This is a genomic window from Actinomadura sp. ATCC 39365 (assembly GCF_054392275.1).
This window is the reverse complement of the sequence record NZ_CP184335.1, coordinates 343937-363760: the sequence shown is the minus strand read 5'-3', so window position 1 is coordinate 363760 and position 19824 is coordinate 343937. Positions and strand designations below refer to the sequence as shown.

15 protein-coding genes, 1 tRNA gene and 1 pseudogene are annotated in these 19824 nt (G+C 68.4%); 10 read left to right on the top strand and 7 right to left on the bottom strand.

Going from position 1 to position 19824, the window contains the following annotated elements:
- Positions 1-18: 18 nt before the first annotated feature.
- From ACNF49_RS02000 to htpX, 7 genes and pseudogenes are all read left to right on the top strand, one after another.
- Complete coding sequence (locus tag ACNF49_RS02000; RefSeq protein ID WP_482942628.1) at positions 19-1653, top strand: 4Fe-4S binding protein; 1635 nt, start codon at positions 19-21, stop codon at positions 1651-1653.
- The gene (locus tag ACNF49_RS01995) at positions 1650-2210 is read left to right on the top strand and encodes an NADH-quinone oxidoreductase subunit J family protein (RefSeq protein ID WP_357966547.1); all 561 of its coding nucleotides are present in this window, start codon (positions 1650-1652) and stop codon (positions 2208-2210) included. Before ACNF49_RS02000 ends, ACNF49_RS01995 begins: the two co-directional genes overlap by 4 nt.
- Positions 2210-2491, top strand: a pseudogene (gene nuoK, locus ACNF49_RS01990) (NADH-quinone oxidoreductase subunit NuoK); the annotation flags it as partial. The gene ACNF49_RS01995 and the pseudogene nuoK, both read left to right, overlap by 1 nt.
- Positions 2492-2684: 193 nt before the next feature.
- On the top strand, positions 2685-4628 hold the full coding sequence (locus tag ACNF49_RS01985; RefSeq protein WP_482942627.1) for an NADH-quinone oxidoreductase subunit 5 family protein: 1944 nt from the start codon (positions 2685-2687) through the stop codon (positions 4626-4628).
- Complete coding sequence (locus ACNF49_RS01980; protein WP_482942626.1) at positions 4625-6268, top strand: complex I subunit 4 family protein; 1644 nt, start codon at positions 4625-4627, stop codon at positions 6266-6268. The genes ACNF49_RS01985 and ACNF49_RS01980 overlap by 4 nt, the downstream gene beginning before the upstream one ends.
- A complete protein-coding gene (locus ACNF49_RS01975; protein WP_482942625.1) occupies positions 6265-7815 on the top strand; it encodes an NADH-quinone oxidoreductase subunit N in 1551 nt (516 codons plus the stop codon). The genes ACNF49_RS01980 and ACNF49_RS01975 overlap by 4 nt, the downstream gene beginning before the upstream one ends.
- A gap of 178 nt (positions 7816-7993) precedes the next feature.
- Positions 7994-8845: a zinc metalloprotease HtpX gene (htpX, locus tag ACNF49_RS01970; RefSeq protein ID WP_357966558.1), complete on the top strand. Its 852-nt coding sequence runs from the start codon at positions 7994-7996 to the stop codon at positions 8843-8845.
- Between the two features lie 151 nt (positions 8846-8996).
- Here htpX and ACNF49_RS01965 read toward each other — a convergent pair whose 3' ends face one another.
- The gene (locus ACNF49_RS01965) at positions 8997-9467 is read right to left on the bottom strand and encodes an NUDIX hydrolase (protein WP_482942624.1); all 471 of its coding nucleotides are present in this window, start codon (positions 9465-9467) and stop codon (positions 8997-8999) included.
- A 102-nt stretch (positions 9468-9569) separates the two neighbouring features.
- Positions 9570-10067, bottom strand: a complete 498-nt coding sequence (locus tag ACNF49_RS01960) for a YajQ family cyclic di-GMP-binding protein (RefSeq protein ID WP_357966563.1) — start codon at positions 10065-10067, stop codon at positions 9570-9572.
- A gap of 219 nt (positions 10068-10286) precedes the next feature.
- On the opposite strand from ACNF49_RS01960, the gene ACNF49_RS01955 reads away from it, so the two are divergent.
- The 3 genes from ACNF49_RS01955 to ACNF49_RS01945 all read left to right on the top strand — a co-directional run bounded on the left by ACNF49_RS01955 (position 10287) and on the right by ACNF49_RS01945 (position 15462).
- Positions 10287-10967 (top strand): sulfotransferase family protein, encoded by a 681-nt coding sequence (locus ACNF49_RS01955; protein WP_352322495.1) that lies wholly within the window; start codon positions 10287-10289, stop codon positions 10965-10967.
- A gap of 87 nt (positions 10968-11054) precedes the next feature.
- Positions 11055-11136, top strand: a tRNA-Tyr gene (locus ACNF49_RS01950).
- 810 nt (positions 11137-11946) lie between these two features.
- A complete protein-coding gene (locus tag ACNF49_RS01945) occupies positions 11947-15462 on the top strand; it encodes a hypothetical protein (RefSeq protein ID WP_482942623.1) in 3516 nt (1171 codons plus the stop codon).
- 68 nt (positions 15463-15530) lie between these two features.
- Here ACNF49_RS01945 and ACNF49_RS01940 read toward each other — a convergent pair whose 3' ends face one another.
- From ACNF49_RS01940 to ACNF49_RS01920, 5 genes are read right to left on the bottom strand one after another with little or no spacing between them, the layout of a single operon-like run.
- On the bottom strand, positions 15531-16907 hold the full coding sequence (locus tag ACNF49_RS01940; protein WP_482942622.1) for a tyrosine-type recombinase/integrase: 1377 nt from the start codon (positions 16905-16907) through the stop codon (positions 15531-15533).
- Positions 16907-17104, bottom strand: a complete 198-nt coding sequence (locus ACNF49_RS01935; RefSeq protein WP_357994124.1) for a helix-turn-helix transcriptional regulator — start codon at positions 17102-17104, stop codon at positions 16907-16909. The genes ACNF49_RS01940 and ACNF49_RS01935 overlap by 1 nt, the downstream gene beginning before the upstream one ends.
- A gap of 13 nt (positions 17105-17117) precedes the next feature.
- Complete coding sequence (locus tag ACNF49_RS01930) at positions 17118-18680, bottom strand: YfjI family protein (protein ID WP_482942621.1); 1563 nt, start codon at positions 18678-18680, stop codon at positions 17118-17120.
- Positions 18677-19573: a bifunctional DNA primase/polymerase gene (locus tag ACNF49_RS01925; protein ID WP_482942620.1), complete on the bottom strand. Its 897-nt coding sequence runs from the start codon at positions 19571-19573 to the stop codon at positions 18677-18679. Before ACNF49_RS01925 ends, ACNF49_RS01930 begins: the two co-directional genes overlap by 4 nt.
- 23 nt (positions 19574-19596) lie before the next feature.
- A complete protein-coding gene (locus ACNF49_RS01920) occupies positions 19597-19815 on the bottom strand; it encodes a hypothetical protein (protein ID WP_482942619.1) in 219 nt (72 codons plus the stop codon).
- Positions 19816-19824 lie beyond the last annotated feature (9 nt).

Below are 19824 nucleotides of genomic sequence, written 5' to 3'. Positions count from 1 at the left end.
ACGTCATGATGTTGAACCATGGCGCGGATACCGGGAGTCGGACTGGCGAAAGGGCTGTCCATCACTCTTCGCCACATGCTGCGCAAATCCGTCACCCAGCAGTATCCCGAGGTCAAGCCGGCTCTACCGCCGCGCAGTCGAGGCGTTATCGCCCTCGTTGAGGAAAATTGCACCTCTTGCATGCTCTGTGCCCGAGAGTGTCCCGACTGGTGCATCTACATCGACTCCCACAAGGAGACGATCCCGGCCCCGGAGGGCGGGCGTCCCCGTCAGCGCAACGTGCTCGACCGGTTCGCCATCGACTTCGCGCTCTGCATGTACTGCGGCATCTGCATCGAGGTCTGCCCCTTCGACGCCCTCTTCTGGTCTCCGGAGTTCGAGTACGCCGAGGGTGACATCCGGAACCTTCTCCACGAGAAGGACAAGCTGGCGTCCTGGACCCAGACCGTCCCGCCGCCGCCCGCGCACGATCCCGGCGCCGAACCTCCCAAGGAGCTCAGGGCGGCCCCTCGCCGTCCCGCGGCCCGTACCGGAACCACCCGCCCTGGAGCAGCACCGGAAGCGCCCGGCCCCGCCGGAACCGCCCGCCGCGCCCCGGGCGAAGCAGCGTCCACAACGGCCCCCCAGGGAACGGGCGCAGCCCGGCCGGGTGCCGGCCCGCAGGGCGAGCGTGCCGGCAGGCGGGCGACGGGCGCTCCGGGCGAGGTCGTGACCGAGCCGGGCGCCGCCGAGCCGGGAGCCGTGCCCCCAGGGAGCGGAGAGCCTGGGGCGGCCGCCGGTGCGAACGCGGGCGCCGACTCCGGGACCGGCGCCGCATCGGCGCTCGGCCCCGACGCCACCGTGAGCGCAACCCCCGACTCCGCCGAAAGCGCAACCCCCGGCACCGAAGCAGCGCGCCGCCCCGAAGGCGGGGGCCCTGCCGCCGAGGGCGCCGCGGCAGGTGACACCGGACGGGCCGGCGCAACTCCGCCTACTGGGCGCACCGACACGGGCCCGTCGGCCGGAGACGCCGAAGAGCGCGCCGGCGCCGACCAGGAACAACAGGCACGTGAGAAGACCGGTGCCGCGGAAGCTCCCGAAGCCGCCCCCGGCGAAGGTCCCGCCGCGCCGCCGTCCGCTGCGGGCCGCCGCGAGCGTACGCGCAGGCCCATGTCCAACGTGCGAGGCATCCGTCCGCCAGGCGCTCTCCCGCCCGGTCCGCAGCCGGCCGAACCGTCCTCCACAACTCCCGCCCCTGCACAGGGCCAGGAACCGGAAGACACTCGCCCGTCCGAGACGAAGACCCCGAAACCGTCAACAGCGGCAAGCCCGTCAGACGTGACGGAAGGGGAGGCTCCCCCCGCGGCTGAGGGCGACGCGCCACGCGTCCACGACGACGACGCCGCTGCTCCGGCAGGCGAGGAGCCGAACCGCCCGCCCACAGGGGATCAGGGCGGCCCGGCCTCGGACGAGCACCCGCCGCCTTCATCCACAGGCGAGCCGCCCTCGAACGGGTTTTCCACAGGCGCGGGCGAACCGTCTCCGGAGCCCGGGCCGGACGAGCAGACTTCTTCCGCGAGCCTTCGCAGGCGCCGGATGGCGGACCCGAGGTCCATCCGACCGCCGGGGCGGCTCGGCCCTGACGACACAGAGGAGTCCGAGGAGGAGTCGTGACCGAGGCGGTGCCCTCCTACCTGTCACCCACCGGGCAAGAGATCGTCTTCTTGCTGCTGGGAGCGGTAGCGGTTGGATCGGCGCTGCTCGTCGTCACGACCCGGCAACTCGTCCATGCGGCCCTGTGGCTCGTGGTCTCCTTCGGCGCGCTCGCGGGCGGCTACCTGGTGCTGACGGCCGAGTTCGTGGCCTGGGTCCAGGTGCTCATCTACGTGGGCGCGGTGGTGGTCCTGATGCTGTTCGGCATCATGCTCACCCGTGCCCCGATCGGCCGTTCCGCCGACCTCGACAGCGGCAACCGGCCGGTGGCCGCCCTGGTGGCGGTGGCGACCGCTGCGGTCCTGGTCACGGTCGTGGTCGACGGTTTCCGCACGGCGTACACCCCGCTCACACCGGGCCAGGGGGCGGCGAAGGAACTAGGCGCCAGCGTCTTCGCCACCTGGGTGCTGCCGTTCGAGGCGCTGTCCGTGCTGCTGCTCGCCGCATTGATCGGAGCCATCGTGCTGTCCCGTACGGACATTCCCGGCTCGCCGCCCGATCAGACCGGGGGTCACTAGTGCACATCGTCTACCCGGCGGTCGTCTCCGCGCTGCTGTTCTCCGTGGGCGTCTACGGCGTGCTCGCCAGACGCAACACGATCCTCGTGCTGATGTCGGTCGAGCTGATGCTCAACGCCGTCAACCTCAACCTGGTGGCGTTCGACGTGTGGCTGCGCGACCGCCTGCACAGCGGTCAGGTGCTCACCCTCTTCGTCATCGTCGTCGCCGCCGCCGAGGTCGGCCTCGGTCTGGCGATCGTCCTGGCCCTCTACCGCAACCGCCGCACCGTCGACCTCGACCACCTCCGCGACCTGGCCGAGCCCGCCGACGAACGTCCTGACCTGGTCCCGAGCGGCGCCCGCCCGACCGCCGGCCCCTCCGGCCAGGCCGCCGACACCAGCCCGACCCCTCTCAACGACCACCACCCGGCCTCGCCGGCCGGCCCAGGCCGGCCCCCGCTGACGACCACCGCGCCCGGCGAGGGGGCGAGCTGTGACGACGTTCCCGCTGCTGGCCGTGTTGCTGCCCGCCATCGCCGCCGCCACCGGCCTGCTGCTCTCCCGCTGGCCGCACGGCCGCCCCGCGGTCCAGGAACAACCAGTGGGCAGAGCGCGGCTCGCGGCGGCCGAGAAGACCGCCGGCGAACGCGCCAACACCCGAGCCGCCTGGATCGCCGTCATCCCGACCGCGGTGTCGGTCGTCCTGGCTCTCTGGCTGGCCTGGGGGCCTGGCTTCGCGTTCCTCGAAGGCGGCGCCCCCTCGGAGCCCGTGGGCCGCACGTACGGCTCGATCGTCACCGGCGGCGTCCCGATCTCGCTGACCCTCCTGGCCGACGACCTGTCGGCCGTCCTCGGCGTCCTCGTGACGCTGGTGGCGCTGGCCGTGCAGGTCTACTCGGTCGGCTACCTCAAAGACGATCCCCGCTACCCCTCCTACAGCGCGTTCATCAGCCTGTTCACCAGTGCCATGCTCCTGGTGGTCTACGCGGGCGACCTCCTGGTCCTCTACGTGGGCTGGGAGATCATGGGCCTGTGCTCCTACCTCCTCATCGGTCACTGGTGGGAAGACCGGGGCAATTCGCAGGCGGCGGTCAAGGCGTTCCTCGTCACCCGGCTCGGCGACGTCGGCTTCCTGTTCGGCATCTTCGTCCTCGGCACGGCGGCGGGCAGCTTCCGCGTCGCCGACGTGCTGGCGAAGGTGCCCGACATGTCCGCGGCCACCCTGACGACGGCCACCATGCTGCTGCTGTGCGGCGTCGCCGGCAAGAGCGCCCAGGTGCCGCTGCACACCTGGCTCCCGGACGCCATGGCCGGCCCGACCCCGATCAGCGCGCTGATCCACGCCGCCACCATGGTCGCCGCCGGAATCTTCATCGTGGCCAGGCTCTTTCCCGCCTTCCTCGCCGCCCGTCCCACGCTCGACGTCCTGGCCGTCATCGCGGCGATCGGCATGCTGGGCGCCGCGCTGGCCGCGTTCGCCCAGGACGACCTGAAACGCGTGCTCGCCTACTCCACGGTCAGCCAGCTCGCCTACATGGCCGGCGGCCCGGCCGCGGGCTCCGACCGGGCGGCGATCTTCCACCTGGTGACCCACGGGGCGTTCAAGGCGCTGCTGTTCCTGTGCGCGGGAGTGGTGATCCACCACGTCGGCTCCAACCTGATGACCCAGATGGGCGGGTTGCGCCGCGAGCTGCCGGTCACCTTCGTGACGATGACGGTGGGGTTCGCCGCCCTGATGGGCCTCCCGCCGGCCAGCGGATTCTTCAGCAAGGACGGCGTCCTGGCGGCCATGGACGGCGCGCTGGCCGGCGGCGGCCTGACGGACGCCGCCGCCCTCCTCCTGTACGGCTGCGCCCTCGCGACCGTCGCCGTCACCGGCGCGTACGCCACCAGAGCCTGGCTCCGCACGTTCTTCGGGCCGCCGCGAGTGGTGGCGCTCCCCGAGCCCGAGCCCGGCACGGCCCACGTCGTCGACGTCACCGAGGCTCCCAAGACCATGCTCGTGCCCGTCATGCTCCTCGCGGTCCCCGCCCTGCTGCTGGGCTTCGCGGGGCAGCCGCACATCGACCTGGCGGTGGCCGTGATCAGTGTCGTGCTCGCCCTGCTCGGCGCCGGCGTCGTCCACGCCGTCTGGCGCGGCGATCCCGTCACCGACCCGGCACGCCTGCTGGGCCCTCTGCGGGTGCCCTGCGAGCGCGCGTTCTATGTGGACGACGTCTACGCGGCGCTGTTCGTCCGCCCGATCACGGCCCTGGCCCGGCTGGTCGTCAGAACGGACGACGTGGTCGTTGACGGCGCCGTCCGCGGGTCGGGCCGCACCGCCCGCGGCCTGTCCGGATGGCTGCGCCTGGCCCAGAACGGCAACGTCCAGCTCTATGTCAGCGGCGTTCTCGCCGGCGTGATCCTGATCGCGGTGGGGGCGGTGATGCTCACATGACGGGCTGGCTGTCGGTCACATTGCTCGCCGTGCCACTGCTCGGCGCGCTCGTGCTCCTCCTCGCTCCGGGCGCGCTCCGCCCGGTCCTGCGCACGTATGGCCTGATCCTCTCGGGGGTCACGCTGGCACTGGCCCTGGTCATGGCGGCCACGTTCGACCACGGGCGGCCGTCGAGCCTGCAGTTCGCGATCGACCAGCCGTGGATCCCCGGCCTGGGGCTCCGCTTCCACCTGGGCGTCGACGGCATCTCCCTGCCGCTGATCGTGCTCACCGCGCTGCTGACGTTCCTCTGCTTCGGCTACCTGGCCTGGGGCCGGCCCCGCACGCCGAGCCGGTTCCTGGGGAACAGGCCGAGGGCGCTCGTGTTCACGCTGCTGGTGCTCGAAGTCGGCATGATCGGCACGTTCCTCGCCCTCGACCTGCTGCTCTTCTTCGTCTTCTTCGAGATCGTGCTGATCCCGATGTACTTCCTGATCGGGATCTGGGGCGGCGCCGGGCGCCGGGCGGCGTCGGTCAAGTTCATCCTGTACACGCTGCTCGGCTCGGTCGTGATGCTCCTCGGCCTGCTGCTCGTCTGGGCGCGGACCGGCACGCTCGACATGGCCGAACTGGCCGCGGCCCACGGCGCAGGAATGTCCAGGTCCGTGCAGATCCTGGCGTTCGTGGCGATCGGTGTGGGCCTGGCGGTCAAGACGCCGATGTGGCCCCTGCACACCTGGCTGCCCGACGCCCACACCGAGGCCCCGACCGTCGGCTCGGTGCTGCTGGCCGGAGTGCTGCTGAAGATGGGCACGTACGGCTTCGCCAGGATCGCCATCCCCGTCCTCCCCGAGGGGGCGACCGCGGTGGCGCCGTGGCTGGGGGCGTTCGCCGTGGTCGGCATCGCCTACGGCGCCCTTGCCTGCCTGGCCCAGCGCGACCTCAAACGCATGATCGCCTACTCCTCCGTGGGCCACATGGGTTTCGTCCTGCTCGGCTTCGCCACCCTGACCCCGGTCGGCGTCAACGGCGCCCTGTTCGCGAACGTCGCCCACGGCCTGATCACCGGCCTGCTGTTCTTCCTGGCCGGCGCGATCAAGGACCGCTACCGCACGGCCGACATGCCGAGCCTCGGCGGCGGCCTGCTGGCCACGATGCCCCGCCTGGGGGCGGTGCTCACGTTCGCCGCGATCGCCTCGCTCGGATTGCCCGGTCTGGCCGGGTTCTGGGGGGAGATGCTGGCGCTGCTGGGGGCGTTCCAGCCGGCGAGCGGCCTGCCGCGTGCGCTCTTCCTCACGTACATGGTGATCGGCGGCCTGGGCGCGGTCCTGACGGCCGCGTACTTCGTGCTCATGTTGTCCCGCGTCACCCACGGCCGCCCGTCGGGAGCCGCGCGGCGGCGGGAGACCCCGCCGGAGGGGGAGACCCCGGACGAACGCCCCGTAGTGCCTCTCGGCTCGGACGAGTCGCTCGCCGGGCAGCCGACGACCGCGACACTCGAAGCCGGGAACGCCACGCAGCGCATCGATGACCTCCGCTCCTACGAAGTGGCGGCGTGGACCCCGCTGGTGGTCCTGATCGTGCTCTTCGGGCTCTGGCCCGGTCTTCTGCTCTCACTCACCACGCCGGTGGCGCAGACCCTGCTGGGAGCCCTGCCATGACTCAGCAGATCGACTACTTCGTGATCGCGCCGCCGCTGGCGCTGGCGGTGGTGGCCGGGCTCGTGCTGCTGCTCGACGTGTTCCTGCCTGCCACGACGCGCACCCGCACCACGCTCGGGCTGGTGACCCTGGCGGGGGGCGTCGTGGCACTCGGGTTCGTGATCGCGCAGGCCGCAGGCGGCACGTCCCGGGCGACGTTCTGCGTGCCACCGGATCTCGCGACCGGGGGAGCAGGCACGCTCTGCTCGTTCGTCGCCGACCGGTTCACGACGGCCTTCGCGGGGCTGGTGCTCGTCGCGGCCCTGGTGGTCGTGCTGATGTCGATGACGGAGCTGGCCGGGGGCGGCATCCCGGCCGGTGAGTGGTACTTCCTGCTGCTGTGCACCCTCGTCGGCGCGGTGACCCTGCCCGCCTCCCGCGACCTGGTCATGCTCGTGGTGGCGCTCGAACTGGTCTCGCTCCCGGTGTTCGCCCTCACCGCGCTCAAACGTTACGACGGCCGCGCCTCCGAGGCCGCGGTCAAGCTCTTCGTCGTGTCGGTCGTGTCCACGGCCGTCATGCTGTTCGGCGTCTCCCTCCTGTACGGCGTCTCCGGGGCGGTCCACCTCTCCCGCCTGGCAGCCGTCCTGAGCGGCCGGCTCCCGGCACCGGGATCGGCGGCGGGCACGCACTCCACGGCCTTGGAGACGGCCCACGGGCTGCCCGCGGTCGTCACGGTGGGCGTCGTCCTCGTGGCGGCCGGGTTCGCGTTCAAGATCGCAGCCGTGCCGTTCCACTCCTGGGCGGCCGACGTCTACCAGGGCGCGCCCGTCCCGGTGGCGGCCCTGCTCTCGGTCATCTCCAAGGCGGCCGGGTTCGCGGGGCTCATCCTGGTCCTGGTCACCGGGCTGGCCGGCCAGTCCTCCACCTGGGGGCCGGTGATCGCGGTCATCTCGGCGCTGACGATGACCGTGGGCAACCTGCTCGCCATGCGTCAGCGGTCGGCCGTCCGCATGCTGGCCTGGTCCTCGGTCGCGCAGTCCGGCTACATCCTGGCCCCGCTGGCGATCGCCGCCACGGCGGCCACGTCCCAGGCCGCGACCGGCACATCCGTCGCGTACCTGGTCATCTACGCGGCCATGAACCTCGGGGCCTTCGCCGTCGTCATGCTCGTCTCCAGGGCCGCCCCGCGCAACGAGCTCGACGACTATCGCGGCCTGGTCCTCCGCAGCCCGGCGGCCGGCATCGCGCTGGCCTTCTGCCTGGTCTGCCTGGCGGGGCTGCCGCCGGGGCTGGCCGGCCTCTTCGCCAAGGTCTTCGTGTTCCGGACGATCGTCGAGGGCGGCCTCGGCTGGCTCGCGCTGGTCATGGCCGTCAACACCGTGATCGGCCTCTACTACTACGCCGCCTGGGCGGCCCGCCTCTTCGCCCCTCCCGGGGAGACGCGCCTGCGGGGCTCGTCCCCGTCGGCGTGGATCGCCGTCGGCCTGGCCCTGGCCGTGGCGATCCTCTTCTCGGTCGCTCCGCAGCTCGTCCTGGACCTGACGTCCTTATCGGCCACGAGCTGACCGCAGGCGGGCCCTGACACCGGCTGTCCCCATGCGGGCAGCCGGGCCGCAACCCGCCCCGATCCCAGGCGGACACGGGGGTAAGTCGCGCTCCGCCCGCAGCTGAGCACACCGGGGAACGATAGACCGGGTCGTCGTCGTTGGACGAGGTGAAACCCGGACCACGAAGGGGGAGACCTTGCACCACAACGGTCTGCGTACCGCCATCCTCCTGGGAGGTCTGTCCGCGTTCATCATCGTGATGGGCGCGTGGCTGTGGGGTGGCACCGGCCTGCAGATCGCGCTCGTGCTGGCCCTGCTGAGCAACGGCGTCGCCTACTTCTTCTCCGACCGCATCGCGCTGTCGGCCATGCGGGCCAGACCGGTCAGCGAGGTCGAGCACCCCACGCTCTACCGGATCGTCCGCGAGCTCTCCACCGAGGCGCGCCAGCCGATGCCGCGGCTGTACATCTCCCCGACGGTGCAGCCCAACGCCTTCGCCACCGGCCGCAGCCCGCGGAAGGCCGCCGTGTGCGTCACGTACGGCCTGACCCAGCTGCTCGACGAGTCCGAGCTGCGCGGCGTGATCGGGCACGAGCTGTCCCACGTGTACAACCGGGACATCCTCGTCTCGTCCGTGGCCGGTGCGCTGGCCACGATGATCACATGGCTCAGCTACGTCGCCGTATTCTTCGGCGGCTCCGACGACGACGAGGGGCCCGGATTCGTGGGCGCCCTGCTGATGATGATCCTCGGGCCCGTGGCGGCCGGGATGGTCCAGATGGCCATCTCCCGGACCAGAGAGTTCCAGGCCGACGAGTCGGGCGCGAGACTCACGGGCGACCCGCTGGCCCTGGCCTCGGCCCTTCGCAAGATCGAGATGGGTGCGCGCAGGCTGCCGCTTCCCGAGAACAGCCGCCTCACGTCGGCTTCCCACATGATGATCGCGAACCCGTTCAGCGGATCCGGCTTCGGCCGCCTCTTCTCGACACATCCGCCCACGTCGGAGCGGGTGGCGAGGCTGGAGCGCATGGCCGGCTACCGCCGCTGACCTTCCCGGCCAGACGAAGTGCGGGGGCGCGTCCGCGCTGAATGCGTCAGCGCCTCCGAAATCGACCGAGAGCCCCTGAACGGGGCTCACCCGTCATCTTGCTCCTCGGCGGTCCTGCTGCAGCGATCAGGGCCTTCCAGCGACGTCGTGGCTACCCGGGCTCTCCGGCCGCAGTGATCCTTCTCAGAATGGCCGGCAGGTCCTCCGGGAAGAAGGTCTCCTGGGTGTTCTCGAGTTCCTCCGCGCTCCACCACCGATGCCCGGTCGTCGTCTCCTTCTCGATCTGCTCCATGTGCTCGAACGAGACGGCGGCGTCGTGCACCCGGATCGCGAAGAAGGTCTGGTCCTGCGTGATCGCATAATCGGACCAGCAGAACTCGATCGTGCTCGTCCCATACGGCCCGGCGAACTCCTCCACCTCCCGCCGGATCCCGACCTCCTCGTACAACTCGCGCGCGGCGGCCTGCCGAAGCTCCTCCCCGGCCTCCGTCGCGCCACCGATGGTGAACCAGAACGGCTCGTCCGGCAGTTGCGGATCAAAGCCGTGCAGCAGCAGCACCCGGTCTTTCGCATCAAGGGGCAGGACGCGTGCCGTGAAGCGGCGCAGGGGGATCTTCGTCACGGTCGTCGAGCTTACGATGCCAGATTCGGCCGTTCCAACGAGAACGCAGGCCCGAGGCACAAGAAGGCGCGTACGCCGCCATGTGCCCCGGATGCCGACCTGTTAGCGGTAGTTCACGAATTGCAGAGCGATGTCCAGATCCTTGCCCTTGAGCAGAGAAATGACGTCCTGCAGATCGTCCTTCTTCTTCGAGCTGACCCGCAGCTCCTCGCCCTGGATCTGCGCCTTGATGCCCTTGGGGCCCTCGTCGCGGATCAGCTTGGAGATCTTCTTGGCGTTCTCCTGGTCGATGCCCTCCTTGAGGGTGACCAGCATGCGGTATTCCTTGCCCGACAGCCTGGGCTCGCCCGCGTCGAGGGTCTTCAGCGAGAGCCCGCGCTTGACCACCTTCTCCTTGAACACGTCGAGTGCGGCATTTGCGCGCTCCTCGCTGTTCGCCTTGATCTCGATGTTGTCACCGGTCCAGCTGATGCTCGCCCCGGTGCCCTTGAAGTCGAAGCGGTGTCCGATCTCCTTGACCGTCTGGTTCAGCGCGTTGTCGACCTCCTGGCGGTCGATCTTGCTGACGATGTCGAAAGATGAATCGGCCAAAACACCCATCCTCTCGGCTGTGAAAGCGATATTCGGGATCCCGCCTCTCCGCCGTACGCGAAACCGCTCCGTCGTACGCCAAATGCGTGGACCCAGCGAACGAGCCTAGCCAGCATCGGCGCGCCGTGCAGTCCACGTGGGCGTGAGGCGGCTTGATGCCGCGCCCTTGGCGGCGGATCATGCCTGTGGGCCCACATTTCGCAGTTTCCGATCGTATTGGTAGGGATCATGCGAGTCATCGGAGCCGGCTTCGGCCGTACCGGAACGTTGTCCACGAAGACCGCGCTGGAACGTCTGGGCTTCGGCCCATGTCACCACATGACGGAGGTGCTCCAGAACCCCGTCCACATCCGCCGCTGGCTGGACCTCGCCGAAGGCCGTCCGGTCACCTGGGAAACCCTCATGTCGGGGTACGACTCCTGCGTCGACTGGCCGGCCGCCGCGTACTGGCGCGAACTCGCCCACCACTACACCGACGCCAAGGTCATCCTCACCGTCCGCGACCCGGAACGCTGGCTGGCCAGCATGAACGCCACCATCTTCAAACAGTCGGCCCGTGCCCGCACCTGGTCGGGCCGGACGATGGCCACGCTCTCCCGCCTCCTCGACACGGACTTCGCGGCATTCATCCGGATGACCCGGCTGGTCGTGAGCGAACGCGTCTTCGGCGGCGGCATCCCCGACACCGAACTCGCCCTGAAGATCTTCACCGAACACGTGGAGGAGGTCAAAGCCACCATCCCCCAGGACCGCCTGCTGGTGTTCGAAGTCGCCCAGGGCTGGCAGCCACTATGCGACTTCCTCGACGTACCCGTCCCGGACGAACCCTTCCCCAGAACCAACGACGCGGCAGGCTTCGACCAGCACGCACGCGGGATGGGACGCCTGCTGTTCCGGCGCAGCCGGTGACCACGATCCGGCTGGGGACAAACTGGTGTCACGTACACCTCGGAAGTCCGCTATTCTTCTGTCTGTCGCCGCGAGAGCGGATGGCACGGCAGGTTGCCCGAGTGGCCAAAGGGAGCGGTCTGTAAAACCGTCGGCTCAGCCTACGCAAGTTCGAACCTTGCACCTGCCACACCAGCGGGAAGAGGCCCGTCACCAGCGGAAACGCGGTGGCGGGCCTCTCGCTTTGTGTCCGGCCGTCTACGGTGAACGCCGGTGTCCTACGGCCTCTCACGGCTAATACGCGGCCAAGTTTCGGAGCATGATCCCTTTCTTGCGCACACGGGCGCTTCCGGCCCTCGATCTGGGGTGGGACAGGCGCGGGCCGCCGGCTTCAGCTCGTTCCACGAAACGCCCCCGGCCTGAGCCCGGTGGGGTGGATTATGGGGATGTGAGCAGACGTCGTGTCGCCGTCTTGACGACGGCTGTGCTGGTTGCGGTGTTAGCGGTAGCGCTGCTGATCTTGCGATGGGAGGACGCGAATAAGGTCGCTGTGGTGGTCTCGGCCTTGGCAGCGGTCGCAGCGGTGGGCGTCGCTGTGTGGGCGGCCTTACCGAGTGCTCGTCCATCCGGTGCTGGGTCATCGGACGGTGGATGGAAGGTGTCGCGGTCGGGTTCTGCCACGGCCGGCCGCAGCGGGCGTGCGGTGTCGGGGGTTGCCGACCGGACGCTTTCTTTGCCCGATGAGGTGCAGGTAGATCACAGCGGCGACGCTCGCGCGGGGGATGGCGGGGACGCGGTATCGGGGATCTCCAAAGACTGATGGCAGAAGCCCGCAGGTCGGGCGGGGGGGTGAGATGTGGCGCGTGACAGACCCTTTTGGAAGGTCTGGGCTGGCCGTACGGGGCCAGCATCGGCGGGCGATCACAGCGTTGTAGTCACTGGCGTTGCCAACTTTGGTGGCCCGCCCGCGCAACCATCACGATCGGGGTATTTGCATCGGGTGCGCCAGGTATTCCCGGGCGTTCTGATCGGGCGGGAGCCCGAGCTTGCTGAACTAGCGGCGTTCTGCACTGCACGTAAAGGGCCGTCGTACGTGTGGTGGCAGGGTGAGGCATGGGCAGGCAAGACCGCCTTGATGGCATCCTTCGTGCTTGCTCCCCCGGCGGCGGTGCGAGTCGTGTCGTTCTTCATTACCGCTCGATGGGCCGGTCAGAGTGATCGAGGCGCATTCTTGGGTGCCGTGCTGCCGCAGCTGTCGGAGATCACTGGCGAGCCACTTCCCGACGTCTTGACCGAGGGGAATCGTCATGAGTGGTTTCTGCGGCTGATGGACGAAGCCGCGAGCTTGTGCGCGGCTGACGGTGGTCGGCTTGTTTTGGTGGTCGATGGGCTCGATGAAGATCGGGGGGTGACAACAGGTCCCGACGCTCATAGCATTGCCGCGCTGTTACCGGCTGTTCCTTCGCACGAGGCGCGAGTGGTGGTTGCGGGACGGCCCAACCCGCCGGTGCCTACCGACGTTCCAGACTGGCACCCGTTGCGGGATGTAAGGATTGTCCGCTCGTTGACTACGGTATCGGCGGCGAAGGTGGCGCGGAGGGATGCTGAGCGGGAGCTGCTGCATCTCATGGATGCCGGAGGACTTGGTCGTGAGCTGCTCGGTCTGCTCACCGCGTCTGGTGGCGGTCTTTCCGGGCGAGACCTGGCGGAACTGGCTGGGACGTCGCCGTGGGAGGTTGAACGTATCCTGCATGCGGTAAGCGGCCGAACATTCACTGTCCGTGACAGCACTTGGCAACCTGAAGCCGAGCGGTTGTACGTGCTGGCTCATGAGGAACTGCTGCAAACCGCGCTTCACTGCCTAAGTGGCGATCTCGACGGATGGCGAAACCAAATACATGTATGGGCTGATGGTTACCGGGACCGGGGTTGGCCAGCGGGCACACCGGAGTACTTACTGCGCGGATATCTCCCAATGCTCATGAAGGTTGATGATGTACAGCGGATGACGGCACTTGCAGCCGACCACGCACGTCTAGACCGGATGCTCGACGTAAGCGGCGGCGACGCGGCGGCCATAAACGACATCATTGCCATTCAGGAATATATTCGCGATGAAATTGATCCCAATCTCACTGCAAGCCTCCATCTCGCATACACCCGCTGGTACATAACTCAACGCAACAGCAAAATTCCGATAGACCTACCTGCATTGTGGGCCAGGCTAGGCAATCCCACCCGTGCTGAAGCGCTCGCGCAATCGCTCGTAGATGCTTCAGGGCAGGCGTGGGCGCTGACCTTCCTGGTGCAGGCGCTTGAGGGAATAGGGGATCTTGACCGTGCGAGGTTGTTGGCCAGTCAGGCTGAGGCGGTCGCACGTTCTATAACCAACCCGGTCGATCAGGGGTGGGCGTTGGGCATGCTGGCGGGGGCGGTGGTTGAGCTGGGGGACTTGGATAGGGCTGAGGCTCTCGCACGCTCTATCACCAGTCAGTCCGGACGGGAGCGGGCGTTAGCCTTGCTGGTGGAGGCGCTGGCCGATTTGGGCTACCTAGATCGGGCTGAGGTTCTCGCGCGTTCGATTGCTGATCCGGCGGAGCAGGTTGAGGCCTTGGGCTCGCTGGCTAAAGTGGTTGCGGAGGCAGGGGATCTTGACCGTGCGAGGTTGTTAACTGGTCGGGCTGAGGTTCTCGCGCGTTCGATTGCTGATCCGGCGGAGCAGGTTGAGGCCTTGGGCTCGCTGGCTAAAGCGGTTGCGGAGGCAGGGGATCTTGACCGTGCGAGGTTGTTGGCTGGTCAGGTTGAGGCGGTCGCACGTTCCATGACCAATCCTTTCAATCAGGAGTGGGCGTTAGCCTCGCTGGTGGAAGCGTTGGCTGAGTCGGGGGACCTGGATCGGGCTGAGACTGTCGCACACTCAATCAATGGCATCAATCAGGCAGGGGCATTGATTTCGCTGGCTGACACGGTTGCGAAGACGGGAGACATTGATCGGGCTGAGGCTCTCGCGCGTTCTATCACCAGTCAGTCCTGGCAGGAGCGCGCATTGGTCTCCCTGGTGGGGGCGCTGGCTGCTGAGTTAGGGGACCTAGATCGGGCTGAGGCTCTCGCGCGTTCGATCGCTGACCCGGCTGTGCAGGCTGAGGCGTTGGGCTTGCTGGCTCAGGCGGTTGCGGAGGCAGGGGGTTTTGAGCGGGCGGGGTTGTTGGCTGCTCAGGCTGAAGCTGTTGCACGCTCGGTCCCTGACCTGTCCGGGCAGGCGTGGGCGTTGGCCTCGCTGGCTGAGGCGGTGGCTGAGTCGGGCGATCTTGAGCGGGCGGGGTTGTTGGTTGGCCAGGCTGAGGTAGTGGCGCGTTCGATTGGTGAGTCGTCGGAGCAGGCGCGGGCGTTGGGCTCGCTGGCTGCGGTGGTTGCGAAGATGGGTGATGTTGATCGGGCTGAGGTCGTTACGTGTTCGATTGCTGACTCGTTCGGGCAGGCGCAGGCATTGATTTCGCTGGCTGACACGGTTGCGAAGACGGGAGACATCGATCGGGCTGAGGCTCTCACATGTTCGATCGCCCGCCCGTTGGATCAGGTTCGGGCATTAGCCACGCTGGCAAGGACGGTTGCCGAGGCAGGGGGTCTTGAGCGGGCGGGGTTGTTGGCTGCTCAGGCTGAAGCTGTTGCACGCTCGGTCCCTGACCTGTCCGGGCAGGCGTGGGCGTTGGCCTCGCTGGCTGAGGCGGTGGCTGAGTCGGGCGATCTTGAGCGGGCGGGGTTGTTGGTTGGCCAGGCTGAGGTAGTGGCGCGTTCGATTGGTGAGTCGTCGGAGCAGGCGCGGGCGTTGGGCTCGCTGGCTGCGGTGGTTGCGAAGATGGGTGATGTTGATCGGACCGAGGCTCTCGTGTGTTCGATTGCTGATCCATGGGAGCAGGCGCGGGCGTTGGCCTCGCTGGCTGAAGCGGTTGCGAAGGGGGGAGACATCGATCGGGCTGAGGTTGTGGCGCGTTCGATCAATGAGTCGTCGGAGCAGGCGCGGGCGTTGGCCTCGCTGGCTGAAGCGGTTGCGAAGGGGGGAGACATCGATCGGGCTGAGGTTGTGGCGCGTTCGATCAATGAGTCGTCGGAGCAGGCGCGGGCGTTGGCCTCCCTGGCTGAAGCGGTTGCGAAGATGGGTGATGTTGATCGAGCTGAGGCCCTCGCACGCTCAATCTCTGACCCGTATGAACAAGGGTGGGCGTTGGGCTCGCTGGCTTCGGAAGTTGCGGAGAAGGGCGATGTTGATCGGGCTGAGGTTGTGGCGCGTTCGATTGCTAGCCCACAGCGGCAGTCGTCGGCGTTGGCTTCGATAGCGGAGATAATCGCCAAGACCGATGGCGTCGCCGCCAAGCGGTTGCTCGCGATGAGTTTGATCGCCATTCATCCAAGCTCGGCCCTTCCAGCCTTGAGCATGGTTTCCCCACAGAGTGTGCTGGCTGTGACACCAAGCTGGCTTGGGGTTGAGGGTGTGTCACTAAATCATCCGGGAGGTTAGTGCTTGGTCTGTTTGGCCGCATAATTGCTGCCGAACTGGCTCTTGCCCTGATTGACATGCGGAAAGGTTCATGGCTGAGTTGCGTCCCAGATGCGCCGCATAGCCTCGCCCTGCTGGCCGTGGATGCACTTGGCGTAGACGCGTAGCAGGACGTTGACGCTATGGCCTGCCCATTCGGCGACCTGGGGTGCAGGAACGCCTGCATTGAGCCATGTGGACACGCAAGCATGGCGTAGGTCGTAGGGGACGATCATCAGAGGTGACCTGGCCTCCGTCACGGTGAAGGCGTCTGTGCGGGCCTCGTGGAAAACCTTCAGGTAGGCGCGGTCGGTCATGAAGCCGCCGCGCGGGCCGATGAAGATGCGGCCGCCGGGGCCGGCACCGAACTCCTGGATGTGCTCGCGGAGCATTGCGCCGAGTTCTGGGTGGATGGGCACGGCGCGAGTCTCGCCGTCTGCTCGATGTTTGAGCGCGCGGCGCTCACGGACTTTCCCGCTGTTGGTCCAGCGGCTGCCGGCGCGAGGTTCGGCGTGAGTGAGGCGCATCTCGCCCCAGCCCTCCTCCGGAAGGCTGACGAGGTGCTCCTGGCGTAGGCCGACTACCTCTTCCGGCCGGAGGGCGGCGAAGTACATGCAGCCGAAGAACGCCTTCATGCGCTGGCCTCGTGCGCCTTGGCGATGGACGGCAGCTAGGAAGCGTCGGGCCTGTTCGACGTTGATTACGACTCGTGGGTCAACGCTGGTGAGTGTGCGCGGCTTCGTCCACTTCACTGCCTTGAGTGGGTTGGAGGACAGAGTGCCGATCTCTACGGCGTACTCCATGGCGTTGTTCAGGCTCATGCGCTTGCGGTTCGCCGTGTTGGCGGCAGCGGTCTGACCGTCTCTCGTCTGGCTGATCCGGTCGAGCATGCCGCGTGTGAGGAGGGCGCCCTTGCCCGGTTCCTCGAAGGCTGTCATGGGCACTGTGTTGGCTTCGAGCCAGCGCAGTGTCGCTGCCAGCTCGGCCGGCGGCTCTGCGGCGCCCCGTAGGCGCTCGCTGTAGGCCCAGCGGAGGGCGGCGCGTTGGGTGTCGGTATCTGGTCCGCCGTTCTGCTTGGTCAGGAGGGCCTCTGTGGCGTCGGTGAGGGCCTCGGCGATGCCTCGGCGGTGGTTCGGTGCGGCGTAACGCCACTTGGCTTCGACGTAGGAGAGCGTGAAGGTGAACCACGTGAGAGCGGTCTCTTCGCGCTGCCAGGAGATGGGGCGTCCTGTGGCGACGCTGAACGCCTCGCCTTGCCGGGCGGCGGTCATGAGTTGGGCGCGGAAGCTCTCGGCGTGGGCCAGGGTGCGGAAGGGCTCCTTCCACTCGCGACCGTCCACGATCCAGCGGACGGTGTGGGTGGTGACCCTGGTGCCCTTGTATGTCTTGATCGCCCAGAAGCGGACGCTGAAGGTGGTCTTCCCCATCAGGCGGCGTCCTCTCGTTCGGTGAGCCAGCGGTCGAGTTCGGAGCGGCGGATGCGTAGTTCGCGGTTGGCGAGGGTGATGCAGCGTGGGCCCTGCTTCTTGGCGCGCCAGTCGTAGAAGGTGGAGCGGGCGATCTTGAGTTCGGCGCAGACCTCGGCGACGGTGAGCTTTTCGTCGGTGCGGGTTGTTGTCTTCAAGGGCGGTTCCTTCTCAAGCTGCTTGCTGGTGGAGGCTTGGGTGGACGGCGTAGGCCGGTGATGGGCGGCGGCCGGGGCCCGTCCTGGGTGGTTCGGGTTCGCGGCGGATCCAGCCGAGCTGTTCCAGCAGTTCGAGTGGTGTTTCCAGCTCGGCGACCTTGCGGAAGCGGTTACGTGGCAGGGCGGTGAAGGCGTCGCGGACGGTGAAGCGCTGCGTGCCGGTGCGGTGCAACCAGGCGTGCACGATGCGGGCGGCTTCGAGGTCGGGGTCGGCGCCCATGGCGTCGAAGGTGGCCAGGGCGTGGGCGATGAAGTACTGGCCGATGGTGATGGCGGCGTTGACGGTGTCGGCGGTGATTGGGTGGCGCCAGCCGTCTTCGACGCGGCCGGCCAGGTGGATGAGGCCGGCGATGCGCATGACGGCGCCGTCGAACTTGCCTGCCCAGTCGGTGATGTGGCCGAGGTCGCCGGAGTCCGGGCGCAGACGGCGTTCGGTGCTTCGGCGGTGTTCGGTGAAGATCTCGGCGGCTTCTGGTGACAGGACGAGTTGGGCGGGGTCGTGCCAGTCGTGCATGTCGATGGTGAGGCGTTGCAGGTTGGCGTCATAGCGGGCGGCGATGTGGTCTGGGACGGTGGGCGCGTCGACGTTGCGGTAGCCGACGTTGGATTTCGGGAGGCTGTAGAGGATGCGGCCGAGCAGGCCCTTGCCGCGGAAGCCGGGCATGGTGGCGATGTCGGAAACGATCTCGGGCTGGACGGCCAGGCCCATGGTCAGGACGGCTTGGTCGACGCGTTCGCTGCGGCCTCGGCGGTCGATGATGAGTGGGTCTCCGGCGTGGCCTTTGAGGAACAGGTCCAGGTTGGGTGTGCCGGAGTAGCGGCCGGCGAGGGTGGCGAAGATGCCGCCCTCGGCGGACAGGACGGCGAGGCGGCCTCCTTGCTCCACGAGGATGGTGGAGGCGGATTCGGGCGTGACGTCGTCGGCCATCAGCCGTGGCTTGACTGGGACCTTGATCTCTTCCACGGCCAGGGCTGCGCTCTGGGCCTCGGCGATCGCCTCGGCGGCGGATTCGCCGCGTGCCGAGCTGGCCGCGCGGGCGGCCTTCTCGGCGAGGTCCTCGGCCAGTCGGCGGGCGACTTCGGCCTCGGTGATCTGCGGACCGATGCGGCTGAGCAGGGCACGTTCGGCGTGGATGAGCGGGTTCGTCATGGCGCGGAACACGGCGGACTTGCGTGACCCGGGTGGCATGGCGACCAGGACGAACAGGTTGACCGGCTCGACCCATGAGCCGCGGACGTTGACCACTGCACGTCCGCCGGCCGCGGTGGACAGTGCGGCCAGGGCGACGCAGCCTGCCAGGTCGAGTGGTGTCTGTGTCTCCTCTGCTACGGCGCTGACGTGGTCGGCGACCCAGCTGGGAAGGGCGTGTACTGGGAAGGGCGGGAGTTCGCCGCGCTGGCCCAGTGGGGCGGGCGGCTCCCAAGCCGCGGGTGCGTTGTGCAGTTCGGTGAGCTGCTTTGCGGCGCCGAGGTTGCTCAGGATGGTTTCGGCGGTGGGGCGTCCGTTGGTGGTCAAGCGGCTGCCCTCCTTGGTCGGCGTAGGCCGCTGTCGAGCCCGGAGCGGATGGTGTTGAACGCCTCGCGGAAGTCGAGCCCGACGGCCTCGGCTGCGTTGTGCAGACACGCCTCGGCAAGGTTGCGTGGGAGCAGGCTGACCGCGATGAGCTGGCCCAGGGCGAAGGCGGCGAGGTTGAGGGTGTCGTTGCGGGTGCCGGGAACGGCGTCCAGCACTCGTTCGACCTCGCCACGCAGTGCCGCCAGGGCGTACCCGGCTGCCCGGTCCCCGCCGCAGGCGGCCAGCACTGCCCCCGCAGACGTGCTGGACGTGGGCGGCGGGGGAGAACTGAGACGCTCAGTCAGCCAGGCTGGAAGCGTGGCCGGAGTCGGGGCGTGCAGGACGTCGTAGGAGCCGCTGCCGTCCCGCTGGGTGACGTGGCTGCCGGGGGCGACGACGTAGCCGCCGTGAGCCCGGGTGTCGATTTTCCAGCCGAGCCTGCCCGCGGTGTTCCGGAGGTCGGTGTCGGCCGGGGTGGTGAAGTAGAGGTGGGTGCCGCCGCGTCGGGTGCGGACTGTGAAGGTCTCCAGTGGCAGCGGTTGGCCGGCCTGCTCGCAGAGCGTGGCCAGGACGTCTGCGCCGTCGTTGATGCCGGGTCGCGCCCAGTCGGGTGGCGGGTCCTCGTCGGGCTTTGGTACGTCCAGGTCGAGCACCACCAGGCCGGACGGGCCGCAGGCGATGCCGATGTTGAACGGGGCGCGGGTCCACATGTGGCGGATGAGGGCGGTGTCGGTGGTGGCGTGCTGCTCCCAGGCGGTGAAGCCGGGCAGCGGGCGCTTGTCGTACGGGGTGAGTGGGAAGACGTGCCAGCCGCGGGCGGCGGCGGCCAGGGCGTAGCGGGTGAGGTTGCGCATGTGGGTCTCCTGAGAGGGCAGCATCAGTGGTTGCCGTCGCGGTGGAGGCGGCGGGCGTAGAAGTAGAGCTGCCAGCCGAGGCGGGGGCGCTTGCCGGTGCCCTCGCAGGCGCGGCAGGTGCGGTTCTTGCCGCCGGGACGGCATCGGGTGCAGCGGCCCCAGGGCGATGCCAGGCACACGACGATGTAGCTGAGAGTGACGAACGGCAGGCAGGCTGCTAGAAGGGCGATGACGCTGGCCATGAGGGCCTC